Consider the following 13,181-nt stretch of genomic DNA (forward strand, 5'->3'; position numbering starts at 1 on the left):
TGTTACTTACCTTCCATACGGATGACGGAGTGGACCTCGCGGACGGCGTCGAGCTCGTTGAGCGTGGCGACCGTCTCCTCCAGGTCCTTCTCGGTGGCGCTGTGGGTCACGACGACGAGGCGGGCGCCCAGGTCGTCCTTGTTCTCCTGGCGCACCGTCTTCAGGGAGACGTTGTGCTTAGAGAAGGCGTTGGAGATCTCGGCGAGCACGCCCACACGATCCTCCACCAGCATGTCAACGTGGTACCGGGTCACGACGTCTCCAAAATCAGCGATCGGAAGGGCGGCGTAGGTGGACTCGCGCGGACCGCGGCCACCGTGGATGATGTTGCGGGCCACGGCGACGACGTCACCGAGGACGGCGGAAGCGGTCGGGCCACCGCCGGCGCCGTTGCCGTAGAACATCAGGCGACCGGCGGACTCGGCCTCGACGAAGATGGCGTTATAGGACTCGGAGACGCTGGCCAGCGGGTGGGACAGCGGGACGAGCGCCGGGTAGACGCGGGCGGAGACACCTGGGGTACCGTCGGCCTGGGTGACGCGGTCGCACAGGGCGAGCAGTTTGATGGTGCAGCCTGCGGCGCGGGCGGCCTCGATGTCCTGGGTGGTGATGTTGCGGATTCCCTCAGTGTGGACATCCTCGCTGGAGACGCGGGAGTGGAAGGCCAGGGATGCCAGGATCGCGGCCTTGGAGGCGGCGTCGTGACCATCGACGTCCGCAGTCGGGTCAGCCTCGGCGTAGCCCAGTTCGGTGGCCTCGGCGAGCATCTCGTCGTAGCTGGCGCCGCGCTCGTACATTGCGTCGAGGATGAAGTTGGTGGTGCCGTTGACGATGCCCATGACGGACTCGATCTTGTCGCCAGCCAGGGAGCGCAGCAGCGGGCCGACGACCGGGATGGCCGCGGCGACGGCTGCCTCGAAGAAGAGGTCAGCGCCGGTGGACTCGGCGGCCTCGGAGAGCTCGCCGGAGTGGGCGGCGATGAGGGCCTTGTTCGCGGTGACCACGGACTTGCCGGCCTTCAGGGCCGCGTTGACGACCTGGCGTGGGTAGTCGATGCCGCCGATAACCTCGATCACGAGGTCGATGTCGTCGCGCTGCACCAGGGAGAGCGCGTCGTCCGTCAGCAGCTCGGGGTCGACTCCCTCGCGCGGGCGGGACAGGTCGGAGACCGCGACGCCGCGGACCTCCAGCGGCCCGCCGATGCGGGCGGCGAACTCGTCGGCACGCTCGTTGAGCAGTCGGTAAACCTCAGCACCGACTGTGCCCATGCCCAGCAGTGCAACACCAATGGTGGCGTCGAGTCCTTTACCCGGGCGGATGGTGGGCGCCGATGCGTCAGTCATGAGTTTTCTCCCAATGTTGTTGTTGGTTTTGTGCTCGCCTTTGGTGGCGTCGGTTAGCCATTCTAGCGAGCAGCAGAATGCCAAGTTGTGTATCGCTTAGGTCAGAGGTTAACCCACCTAGACCAAGCTGTCTAGTTTTATGTTTTGCGGGTGTGCCCCAGCGTTGCCGAGGCAGACCTTCCCTAGCCCTCGAGGGCCAAAATATCCTCCAGGCGCTCCCGGCGAATCATCACCCGGTCCTGGCCATCCGCCACGGTAATCACCGGCGGGCGCAGGAACATGTTGTAGCGGGAGGACATCGAGTAGCAGTACGCCCCCGTCGCCGCGATGGCCAACAGGTCGCCCGGCGCGACGTCGTCGGGAACCGGGACATCGTTGATCAGAATGTCGCCGGACTCGCAGTGGGAGCCGACGATGCGAGTCGAGACCAGCGTGCCGGCGACCTCGCGATTGACCACCCGGACGTCGTACTCCGCCTGGTAGAGGGCCGGACGGATGTTGTCGCTCATCCCGCCGTCGACGGAGACGTACCGGCGCACAGTGTGGTCGCTGGTCTCGACGTCCTTGACGGTGCCGACCCGGTAAATGGTCACCATGGCCGGGCCTGCGATCGCGCGCCCCGGCTCGACGTTGACGATCGGGGTCGGAACACCGACCTCCTCGGCCACCTCGGCGACCTTCGCGAGCAGGTTGCGTGCCACGGAGGCCACGTCAAGCGCCTCCTGGTCCGGGGTATACGCGATGCCATAGCCGCCGCCCAGGTCGAGGACGTTGAAATTCGCCCCCGTGGCTTCGTGGGATAGCAGCTGCTTCCACAGGCCCAGCAGGCGCTCGGCGGCGAGCACGAAGCCGTCGGCATCGAACACCTGGGAACCGACGTGGCAGTGCAGGCCGCGCAGGACCAGGCCATCGGCGGCGAGGCACTCCTCCGCTGCCTGCTTGGCCTTCCCGGAGGCCAGGGAGAAGCCGAACTTCTGGTCCTCGTGGGAGGTCGCGATGAACTCGTGGGTATCGACGTGCACGCCCGGGGTCACGCGCACCAGGACGTCCTGGGTGGTGCCCAGCTCGCGGGCCACGCGGGAGAGCTCGGCGATCTCCTGGAGCGAGTCGATGACGATGAGCTCCACGCCCGCCTCGACGGCGGCGCGCAGGAACTCTTCATTCTTGTTATTGCCGTGCACCGTGATGCGCTCGGCCGGGAAGTCGGCATGCAGGGCGATACGCAGCTCGCCGAGGCTCGCGACGTCCAGGCTCAGCCCTTCCTCGGCCACCCAGCGGCACACGGCCGTGGAGATGAAGGCCTTGGAGGCGTAGTGCACCCGCTCTCCCCCGCCGAAGGCCTCAGCCATCTCCCGGCAGCGGGAGCGGAAGTCGGCCTCGTCCATGACGAAGCTCGGGGTGCCGTGTGTGGCGGCGAGCTCGGGCAGGCTCACGCCGCCGATCGCCACCTCCCCGTTCTCTGCCCGGCGCGTGGTGCGTGGGAAGACGTGAGCCGGGATGAGGTTGAATTCCTCGGTGGTGGCGGTGCGCCGGCGTAGTGGTGTGGGTTGTTGTGCTGTGACCGGATCCATGCGGGTGTAGCCTTACATCCTTTCTGGTGCGGACACGCCGACCAGGCTCAGTGCGTTCTCCAGTACCTGGCGGGTGGCGGCGGCCAGGGCCAGGCGGGCGTGGAAGATCGGGGCTGCGTCCGCACCGGTCGGCTCGTCGGCCTTCGGCAGCACCTGGCAGGCGTCGTAGAAGCGGTGGAAATCCCCGGCCAGCTTCTCCGCGTAGTGGGCGATGCGGTGCGGTTCGCGCAGCTCAGCGGCCGTGCGGACCACCTTCGGGAACTCGCCCAGGGAACGGATCAGCGTGCCCTCGCGGTCGTGGGTCAGCAGCGAGAGATCGGCGCCGCCAAAGTCCACGCCCTGTTCGTCTGCCTTGCGCTGCAGGGAGCACAGGCGGGCGTGGGCGTACTGGACGTAGAACACCGGGTTCTCGTTGCTCTGGGAGGCCCACAGGTCCATGTCGATGTCCAGGGAGGAGTCCACCGAGGAGCGGATCAGCGCGTAGCGTGCCGCGTCCACGCCGATGGCCTCGACCAGGTCGTCGAGGGTGATGATGGTGCCGGCGCGCTTGGACATGCGCACGGCCTCGCCGTCGCGGACGAGGTTGACCATCTGGCCGATCATGACCTCCACCTGCTTCGGGTCGTACCCCAGTGCCGCTGCGGCGGCCTGCAGGCGTGCGATGTAGCCGTGGTGGTCCGCGCCCAGCATGTAGATGCACAGGTCGTGGCCGCGATTGATCTTGTCCGCGATGTAGGCGATGTCGCCGGCGATGTAGGCGGCATTGCCGTCGGACTTGATGACGACGCGGTCCTTGTCGTCGCCGAAGTCGCTGGAGCGCAGCCACCAGGCACCGTCGGCTTCGTAGAGGTTGCCGTTGGACTTCAGCTCCTCGATGGCCTTGTCCACCGCGCCGGATTCGAAGAGGGAGTTCTCGTGGAAGAAGACGTCGAACTCGGTGCCGAACTGCTTCAGCGTGGTCTTGATGTGGTCGAACATCAGCTCCACGCCCTGGGCGCGGAAGAGCTCCTGGGCATCCGCGTCGGAGAGCTCGCCCCAGGTCGGGTTCGCTTCGGCGACCTGGGCGGCGATGTCCTGGATGTACTGGCCACCGTAGCCGTCCTCCGGGGTGGGCTCGTTGCGCGCGGCGGCGAGCAGGGACTTCGCGAAGCGGTCGATCTGGCCGCCGTGGTCATTGAAGTAGTACTCGCGGGTCACCTCGCCACCCTGGGCGGCCAGCAGGCGGCCAAGAGAGTCGCCGACGGCGGCCCAACGGGTACCACCCAGGTGAATCGGACCGGTGGGGTTAGCAGAGACGAATTCCAGGTTGATCTTCGTGCCCTTGTAGGCATCTCCGCGGCCGAAGCCCTGGCCAGCGGCGAGAATGTTCTCCACAATCTTGCCCTGCGCGGCAGCGGCCAGGCGGATGTTGATGAATCCAGGGCCGGCGACGCTGGCCTCGTCGATCTCCGGGCTGGCGGCCAGCTTCTCAGCGAGCCACGTGCCCAGCTCGCGGGGGTTGGTTCCCGCCTTCTTGGCGGTCTGCATGGCGACGTTGGTGGCGTAGTCGCCGTGCTCTGGGTTGCGCGGGCGCTCGACCGTCGGGTTATCGGGGACGACGGAGGCGTCCAGGCCACGCTCGGTGAGGACCTCGCGGGCGATGCGTGCAATGAATTCGGAAAGTTCTGCTGGAGTCACGCCTAAAGACTTTATCAGCACGTAATGCGGGTTCGTCGCCCCCGTCCGTCTGCGCGGGGCGCGCTGGCCGGCGGGGTGTTTTTGCCTCCCCTTGCACCCAGGGTGCTAGACTACCGATCTGATGCCTCCGTAGCTCAGGGGATAGAGCACTGGTTTCCGGTACCAGCGGTCGGACGTTCGAATCGTCTCGGGGGCACGTTTTATTGCCCGGGTGGCGGCGCACACAGTGCGCCCCACCCGGGCTTTTCATGCCGCAGGGGCTATTCCCCGGCGCGGCGCAGCTGAACCATGTCCACCTGTTTGGCGCCCACCACGCGGGAGAAGCGCTGCGCATCGCAGGTCAGCACGATGATCTGGTGCTGCTCGCCCAGTTGGGAGAGCACCACGTTCATGTCCCTGCTGCGCTGCGGGTCGCTGTAACCGAGGCTGTCGTCGATAATGATCGGCACTCCCCCGCCCCGGGCCACCAGCGATGCCACCGCGAGACGGGAAAGCAGGTTGATCTGCTCCCTCGCGCCACCAGACAGGGAGGACACGTCGAGGGCCACGCCGTCGTCAATGCGGCGGCTGACCTGCAGGTCCTCGTCGAACTCGAACTGGACGCCCGGACCGTAGATGGTGCGAGCAAGGACGTGGAAGGCCTCGGACAGCGGGCGGGAGTAGCGACCCCGTAGCTCGGCACGAGCCTCATTCATCGTCTCCCACAGAAGCTGGGCGGCCTCCGCCCGGGCAGTGACGGCAGCTAGGGCGCGGGCGGCCCGTTCCGCCTCGGCTGCCGCTTCACGCTTGGCCTCCGCAGCGCCTTCGCGGCCGGCCAACTCGGTGCGCAGGCGGACGAGCTCCTGGCCGCGTTGCGTGGCGTTTTTCTGCAGCACCCCGAGGCCCGCCTTCTCACCGTTAAGGAGGCCCTCAAGCTGCTCGGCGGTGGCGGCGGACTCGTATTTCTCCTTCTCCTTATCGCGAATCGCGGCAGCCTCCACCAACGCGCTGTTCTGCACGGCGACGGCCTCCGCCAGCTGCTCGTCGCTGGCCTCTTCGCGCTGCTGCGCCAACTCGTCCTCTGCGGCCGCGAGCTGCTGCGCCTGCTGCGTGGCATTGAGTTCTGCCAGCTTGTGCTCCTGGAGGATCTGCGTGTGTTCCGTCGCGTCCTTGGCCTGCTGAGCTGCGGTGTACCGCGCCTCACTGCGCTCGAGGAACAGTTGTGCTGTTTCCAGCTCGACCACGAGCCCCGCAAGCTCGCCGTTGTGCCCTGGGGCCTGCTCCCCCGCAGTCCGGGCCTCAACGATCTGTGACTCAGTGGTTTCCGCCGCATCTCGCACCGAGTCCCGCGTTAACCGCGCGAGCTGTTCTTCCAGCTCGGGCTCAAGGCCGAATTCCTCGGCCCGCTCTGCATTCCCGCCCAGCTCCCGCCAGATATTGGCCGCGGCGCGAGCCCGGTCGGATAGCTTCTCACCTGCGGCGACCAGCTCCCGGCTGGACTGCTCCACACTGAACTGCAGGTCCTGGGAGCTGACGCCCCCGGTGATCCCGCGCAGCTCCAGCTGTGCCTCGTCGCGATCGTTTTCCAGGGCGCGCCGTTGCTGGGCCAGCCGGTGAGCGGCCTCCGTGTCCCCGTCCTCGATGCCGAGGGCCTTCGATGCCTGGGCGACCTGCTCCCGAGCACGGCTCACCGCGGTCTCCGTCTCGCTGGTGTCGCGGGCCGGAGTGACCGCAACGCGGTAGTCCCCGAGTGCGAACTGACGCAGGGAGCTCACCAGGGTGCGGTACCCCTCCGCCGTGAGTTCGACATCCTCCTCGCCGTCGCGCACCGTGCCAGCGGGACCGGTGATCTTCACCTCGGTGGCGATTGCCTCCTGCTGCGCGGTGGCCACGGCAAGCTGGGTGTTGGCGCTACTCAGCGCGTCCAGGGCCTGCTGGGTCGCCGGATTCTCCGCGAGCTTATTCCCAAGCTCCCGCAGCCTGTCCACCGTCTTTTCTGCCTCCGCTGCGCGCTCGGTGGCGTTCTTGTGGCTCTTCTCCGCCTCGCGATATTCGGCGCCCGCCTGCGCCCACGCAACGTAGCCTCGTGCGAATCGCTGCTGCTCGGCAGCGCTGGAGTATTCCGCTTTCAGCTTCTGCTGTTCTTCCTCAGCCTTGGCCGCCTTCGTTGCGAGCTCATCGCGCCGCTCTTGTTCCTTCTCGAGCTCGGCTCGCTTGACCGCCACCGCATCAACCTGCTTCTTCCGCGCGTCATGGCGGTACTTCGCTAGATCGAGCGCCTGGTGCGCGTTCTTGACCTCGCGTTCGAAGCCCCGAAGCTTTTCCTGTGCCGCCCGGGCGGTCTGCAATTGTTCCTCGAGTTCCTCGACGGCCCGCTTCGCCTCGGGCAGCTCCGCCGCAGCCTGGCGCTCTTCCTCTTCCAGTTCCGTGATCGCCCGGATCTGCCGCTGTGCTCCGTCATAGATGTCGGTGGCTTCTGCTAGGGCCTGTTCTGCGGCCTCGCGCTCGTCACGGGCCTTCTGCAGCTCACCATTCTTCTTCACAGCCCCCTTGGCGGTGAAATAGCGATCGTATTCCTTCTCGATCGCCGCGAGCAGTTCCGCGGCCGTGGCGTCCACCTCGTGGCCGGTATCGGCCTCCGCGCTCTGGTCACTCTGTGCCGCCAGAACGGTGCTGAGGGATTGGATTCGGCCAGCGGAGAAAGCCTCCAGGCTCGCGCCCTGCTCCACTGTCAGCGCATCCAACAGAGTGCGATCCACCGTCTCGTTGAGGATCTCCGCGAAACGTTCCTCGGCCTCCCGGTCTACCAGGTTCTCCACGGTGGGGGCAGAGACATCGAGTGTGGCCGCGTGTCGGCCGGTGCCGAAGCTCTTCTCGATCCGCAGCCGGTAAGCCCCAATGCTCATCTCAGCGGCGACCGTGGGCTTGCCATTGCTGCCTGCCGGCTTGAGCGCCATGACCTCCTGCTTGCGGGTCTTGGTGTTCACGCTCGTGTTGAGCAGGAGCTTCATGGCCGTGAGCAGGGTCGATTTTCCGGATTCGTTGCGCCCGTGCACCACGGTGACCCCGGAATCCGCCAGGTCGAGGTCGACGTGGGGCACTCCCGCGAAGTCGTCCAAGGTCAGGCGGTGGATGGCCAGGCCGGCCCCGGTGTTGTGCTGCTGTGAGTTTGTCATTGTCCTCGTCACCTAGCTTTCCTTGGCCTGCACGCCGGCGGCCAAGCGGTAAAGGAGCTTCAGGGCATCCGTGGCTTGATCTCGAGTTCCTTGGGCCTGACGCTGATCCTCAGCGAGTGCGAGCAGCTTCTCCATCGCGATTTCTGGGTAGCCCCGCAGCTGGAGGGCCCCACGCAGCTCCGACAGTTCCGGGGACACGTGCAGATCCATCAGCCGGGTGCGCTCGTAGAGCGCGGCGAAGCGAGGGCGCTGCTCAGCCAGCGCGGTCTCCAACCGGATGTCTGTCATCAGGTCGATGCTCCCCCGCAGCGCGTACTTGACCACGGTCGATCGCGGCTGCGGCAGGCTGGCCAGCTTCGCCAGGAAGTCCTCGGCGTCCTCTGGGGAGTTGATGTCCTCCGTCATGGCCAGGAAACGCCACTGGCCGATCTCAACCTGCTCCACTGCAACGGTCGCGGGCGCAGCCGGGTTCTCCGGGTCGATGCCGACCTCCACGACCAGCGCCTTACCCGAGTTGGACTCGCCACCGCCGTCGGGCTCCTTGAAGTCGGTGACCTCCGGAGCGCCGGAGTACCACACCACGCCACGGTCATCGAGGGGCATCGCGGAGTGCGTGTCCCCCAGGGCCACGTAGTCGACGACGCGCTGCCGGGCGAGCTCGCTGAGCCGGGCGACGTCGATCACCGACGGATCCGCGACACTGTCCCGCGACTCCGTGTGCCCGTGACCAACCGCGATGCGGATTGTATTCCCTGCCGGCGACAAGTCTGCAAGCGCCCGGTACACCAGATCCTCGCTGGCCACCTTGCTCAGCAGCGGCGCGCCGATGATCTCCACGCCCTCGCGCAGTGGCCTTGGGGTCGAGTCCCGCAGGACAGTCACCTTCCCGCCATTGTCTGGGGACAGCTGCTGCAGGCTCGGCTGGTGGTAAATGCTCGCCGGGTTGAGCGGATCGTGATTGCCCGGCAGCAGGTAGACCGGAACCGGGGCGTTGCGCAGGACATCAAGGATCCGCGTCCAGGTCTTTCCCGCCAGGAGGTTGTCGTCGAAAACATCCCCGGCGACGACGATGGCCTCACACTTCCGGTCGGCAGCCACCGCGAAGAGCTTCTCCACGGCTGCCAGCCGCGCCTCGTCGAAGAGCCGCTGGTTATCCTCGCCGAGGAAGCGCCGCCCCATCCCGATCTGCCAATCGGAGGTGTGCAGGAAGCGCACCGAATGCGCACCCACGCCGGTATCGCGTGGCCGGGAAGACGCCGTTGTCAGCTGTGCATCGCTCATGTTCTTCACCTTGTCACTTCATCCTCGTGCCCGTCACCGGGCGGGCCCACGGGGTGGGGTCGAAACGCCCGGAGTCATCGGTGATCATCTCCAGGCACAATTCCAGTTCGTGCATCGTTTGCAGTTGATCAACGCTGGTCCAGCTCAGGCTGCGCAGAGCCCGCATCAAGGCATCGCGATCCCCGAGCTCCAGACCGCTTTCCACGGGCGGCGCCGACCAGCTCACCCGGCGTTCCTCCGAGCCCCAGAACTCCGCCTGGTCGAGCACCTCCGGGGTCTGTTGGGCGGAGCTTCCCGAGTTCGGCTGGGTTGAACTGCTCTCCTGCTCCCCGGCGTGGCTGAGCTGGACGCTGCGCAGCGCCTCGGCAGCTTCGACCCCACGCCACTGCAGGATGGCTGCGGGATCGTGGTTAAAGGTATCCGCCAGCTGATAGGCCACGGCGACCGCGTGTTTACACACCGGCGCCCCATCCGGGCACGTGCAGCCCTCGAAGCGGATCTGATCGGGCCGCAGCAGCATCGCGGCGAGATCCGTCGGGGGCGCATCTCCGCGGATGATGGTGCGCAGGAGCGCTGGGTCGGCGGCGACCTCCGCGGCGATGAAGTCCCTTCTCTTCGCACTCAGCGCCGCCACCTTGATCACCACCTCAAAGGGCTGTGGTTGGGTGCCGGCGACTAACGCCACCACCGTGTTGGTGCTCAGCTCCATGCTCTGGACGTGGCCGCCCCAGTGATAATCCCGGCCTCGCTCCAGCCGACCGCGGTCGGTGGCGCCAGCGACGGCTTCCAGCAGCTGCGCCCCGGCCCAGCTTTCTGGGCCTAGCGGATCGGCAGGAATGGGAATCGACGGGCGCGGGGTGACTGCCTCCGCACGGCGGCGGGCCCCGAAATCCGCGAGGATGACGTTGCCTTCCCAGGTGGTCCGAGGAGTGTTCTTCCTACTCATCTGCTGCCTCCTTCCGACTGGTTATCCGCTCCGGGAACCTTGGTAGCCACAGATGTAGCATCCGCAGCAGACACGTCCGAGGACTCTCGTAGCTGCCAGAGCTCGGCCAGGTCCTCGTCGCTCAGGCTCGCGATCCAGCCTTCGCCTTCACCCACGACGGCTCCCGCGAGGTCCCGCTTGCCGGTGATGATCTCATGGATGCGTTCGTCGAGGGTGCCCGCCGAGACAAATTTATACACATCGACGTCACGTTCCTGACCGATGCGATAGGCGCGGTCCGTCGCCTGATCCTCCACCGCCGGATTCCACCAGCGGTCGATGTGAATCACCACGGAAGCCCTGGTCAGGGTGATTCCAGTACCTCCGGCGCGCACCGAAAGCAGCATGACCCCCGGACCGGTATCGCGCTGGAACTGCTCCACCAGCTCCGTGCGCCGCGACCTGCTCACTGAACCGTCGAGTTGGAGGACGGGCATCCCGTACTCGGCCTCGATCGCGGGTGCCAGCATCCGACCAAAGGAGGGGAACTGCGTGAATAGAAGCACCTTCTTGCCCTCCGCCACGGCCTGGCCGATGAGCTCGAAAATCCTTTCGATCTTCGGCGAGCGGTGCTTCCCGCCACGCAGGATCCCCGAGCCATCTCCCGCGAAGTGCGCGGGGTGGTTGCAGATCTGCTTGATCTTGACCAAGGAGGCCAGGATCAGGCCACGGCGGCTGGCAGATCCCTGCTCCAGGGCCTCCTCGACCTGCGCGATATAGGCCTGGTAGAGGCTTGCCTGTTCGGCGGACAGTGGCACGGTTTCCACGTGTTCCCGCTTTTCGGGCAGCGCCACCCCCACTGCAGGGTCTGTTTTGAGACGCCGGAGGATGAAAGGCTCCACGATCCGCTTGAGACGTTCGGTTGCGCCGACGTCCTGATAACGCTCGATGGGGATAGCAAGGCGGTTCTGGAACGCGGCGGCCGAGCCCAGAATCCCCGGATTCGCGAAGTCCATGAGGGCATAGAGGTCGGAGAGCCGGTTTTCGACCGGCGTGCCCGTGAGCGCAATGTGGTGATTGGCGGGGATCCCGCGCACGGCCTGGGACTGCTTCGTCGCGGGATTCTTGATGTTCTGTGCTTCGTCAGCAACCACGCGGCGCCACCGAATCTTCTGATAGCGCTCCGGGTTGCGGGCGACCGTCCCGTAGCTGGTGACGACGAGGTCCGCCTGCCGGGCATGCTCCGGGAACTCGGCGTCGGTCACCTTCCCGGCCCCGTGATCCACCAGCACGGAGAAGCCGTGGATGTGACGGGTGGCCTCCGATTGCCAGGCAGCCAGCACGGAGGTGGGCGCGACCACCAGGGTCGGACCCATGGCATCCTCGCCCGAGCCCGCCGGCGAAGATTCCTCCTTTTCCCAGGCCAGCAGGGCCAGCACCTGCAGGGTCTTCCCCAGCCCCATATCATCGGCAAGGATCGCCCCCAGGCCGTGCTCCGCCATCCACGCCAACCAGTTCACACCGCGGCGCTGGTGTTCGCGCAATTCGGTCAGCACCGTCGCTGGCAGCTCCACCTGCCGGGCGGGAGCAACGACGTTCTCACGGTCGAAGAGCTGACGCACCCAGCCGTCCATATCCACCCGGATGTTGTGGTCCGGGTTTTCGCCCCCGTGAGCCTCGGCGGCGGCCTCCGCCTCCAGCAGCTCTGCCAGCGTGACTTCGCTGAGCTCCGCCGCGTCCTTCTCCGCCGCGTCTGTGAGAGCGCTGAGCCAACCTCGGGCCTTGCTCAGCGAGCTCTTGTCCAGGAAGACAAACTGCCCGTTGACCTGCACGATCTGGCGGGCAGAGCTGATGAGTTCCAGCTTGTCCGACTCCCCAACCGGGGTGCCGTCCACCGAGAGGTTCCATTCGAAGTCCAGGAGCTGGTCCATCCCGAGCTTCCCGGAACCCGGCCCGGAGCCCACCGCCTGAAACTTGGCCCCCACCTGCGTGGTCTTCGGCGCCCAAGCCCGTGGGATCATGACGGGAAAACCCGCCTCCTGCAGCCGACTAGCCTTGGTGTCCAGCAAATCCGCCACGTCGTCGAGGTCCACGCTGAACGCCAGCTGGCGGTCGAGGGCGGGGTCCCCGGTATAGGCAGCTTCCGGTGGGACCCAGCGGCCCACGGTTGCCCACCGGTCGACGGGGCCTAGGTGCCTGCCCAAGCGCGGCCATACCTTCGCCGCCTGGTGTAGCCGCTGCTGGATCTTGCGCGCCTGCTCATTGCCGGCGGTCGTGGTGTTGACCGGTTCGGCGGGTGCCCCGTCCACCGACAGCCCCACCTCCAGCCGCCAGGTGAATTGCTTCGCCGCATCATCGGCTGCCTGCTCCTGCTCGCGTTCCCGGTTGGCGGTGGAGCGGTCTTCCGCCAGGGACGACGACGCCACCGGCTCCCCAAGCTCCCGGGCATCAGCCGGATCCGTGAGCCGGAAGACCAGCTGGGTGGCTGCATCCCTAGCGCTGCTGCGCCACTCGTTGAGCGCGCTCACCGTTGCGGGCCCCGCCTTCGCGGTGGCCCGCCCGGCGAGGAGGTCGGTGACCAGAGGGCTCTCCAACTCCTCATATTCCGGCGGCCGGGCGCGGTCGGTAACGAGGCTCACGGCCATCCAATGCGCCCAGTCGTCGGCAGCATCCCCCACCACGTCTCCGTTGCCGTTGCGCGCCAGCACTCCGGGGAGCTGCTGCCGGAACTCATTGAGCACCGCGGAATGCTCCCCGGCGGTAGCCAGGGTGAAGCGAGGGTGCCACTGCTGATCCTGCCGCTCCATCCGCACCATGACCCGCCCTGCCTTCACGGTGGCTTCCACGTATTCGAATAGGTCGATGAGGAAGATCACCTCGGGGCTCAGCCCCTCGCGAACCTCGGGATCGGTGGCGATCCGGCGCAGCTGCTCCATCAGCGCGATGGATTGCTCTGGCACCCACGCCGCGGTGGGGATGGCGAGCGTGGTGGGCTTACCGCTCGGGGTGGAGACGAGCACCTGGCCTCGGGAGCGCAGCGGTTTGGCAGCCAGCACAGCGCGCAGCTCTGCGGGCCACTGCCCGTCGGGGATGTCCTCGGCGCGCATGACGATCTGGCGGCCGGCCACCTTTTCGGCCCACAGCTGCACGCCGCCCCCGGCGGGCACGAGCGCGTGCAGCAGAAAAGCAGATCCCATAGTTATAAGGGTCTACCATGCCCCGCGGACAC

Annotated in this window: 7 protein-coding genes and 1 tRNA gene; 1 reads left to right on the forward strand and 7 read right to left on the reverse strand. The window is 66.7% G+C overall.

Annotated elements, in window-relative coordinates:
* Positions 1-2 precede the first annotated feature (2 nt).
* From HMPREF3097_RS03280 to argS, 3 genes are all read right to left on the reverse strand, one after another.
* Positions 3-1,343, reverse strand: coding sequence for a homoserine dehydrogenase (locus HMPREF3097_RS03280; RefSeq protein ID WP_070760904.1), 1,341 nt, complete (start codon positions 1,341-1,343; stop codon positions 3-5).
* A 182-nt stretch (positions 1,344-1,525) separates the two neighbouring features.
* Positions 1,526-2,914, reverse strand: coding sequence for a diaminopimelate decarboxylase (lysA, locus tag HMPREF3097_RS03285; protein WP_070760906.1), 1,389 nt, complete (start codon positions 2,912-2,914; stop codon positions 1,526-1,528).
* Positions 2,915-2,926: 12 nt separating this feature from the next.
* Positions 2,927-4,591 (reverse strand): arginine--tRNA ligase, encoded by a 1,665-nt coding sequence (argS, locus tag HMPREF3097_RS03290; protein ID WP_070760908.1) that lies wholly within the window; start codon positions 4,589-4,591, stop codon positions 2,927-2,929.
* Between the two features lie 123 nt (positions 4,592-4,714).
* On the opposite strand from argS, the gene HMPREF3097_RS03295 reads away from it, so the two are divergent.
* Positions 4,715-4,787 (forward strand) — tRNA-Arg (locus HMPREF3097_RS03295).
* Between the two features lie 64 nt (positions 4,788-4,851).
* Here HMPREF3097_RS03295 and HMPREF3097_RS10030 read toward each other — a convergent pair.
* Genes HMPREF3097_RS10030 through HMPREF3097_RS03315 form a run of 4 tightly spaced genes read right to left on the reverse strand, consistent with a single transcriptional unit; the run spans position 4,852 to position 13,149 of the window.
* Positions 4,852-7,746, reverse strand: coding sequence for an AAA family ATPase (locus HMPREF3097_RS10030; RefSeq protein ID WP_070760910.1), 2,895 nt, complete (start codon positions 7,744-7,746; stop codon positions 4,852-4,854).
* Between the two features lie 12 nt (positions 7,747-7,758).
* Positions 7,759-9,027 carry a metallophosphoesterase family protein gene (locus HMPREF3097_RS03305; RefSeq protein ID WP_070761023.1) on the reverse strand — a complete coding sequence of 423 codons (1,269 nt, stop codon included), beginning with the start codon at positions 9,025-9,027 and terminating at the stop codon, positions 7,759-7,761.
* A gap of 13 nt (positions 9,028-9,040) precedes the next feature.
* The gene (locus HMPREF3097_RS03310; protein ID WP_070760912.1) at positions 9,041-9,973 is read right to left on the reverse strand and encodes an SWIM zinc finger family protein; all 933 of its coding nucleotides are present in this window, start codon (positions 9,971-9,973) and stop codon (positions 9,041-9,043) included.
* The gene (locus HMPREF3097_RS03315; RefSeq protein WP_070760914.1) at positions 9,970-13,149 is read right to left on the reverse strand and encodes a DEAD/DEAH box helicase; all 3,180 of its coding nucleotides are present in this window, start codon (positions 13,147-13,149) and stop codon (positions 9,970-9,972) included. The genes HMPREF3097_RS03310 and HMPREF3097_RS03315 overlap by 4 nt, the downstream gene beginning before the upstream one ends.
* Between the last annotated feature and the right edge of the window lie 32 nt (positions 13,150-13,181).

The organism is Corynebacterium sp. HMSC27B11 (assembly GCF_001815985.1).
Lineage (GTDB): Bacteria > Actinomycetota > Actinomycetes > Mycobacteriales > Mycobacteriaceae > Corynebacterium.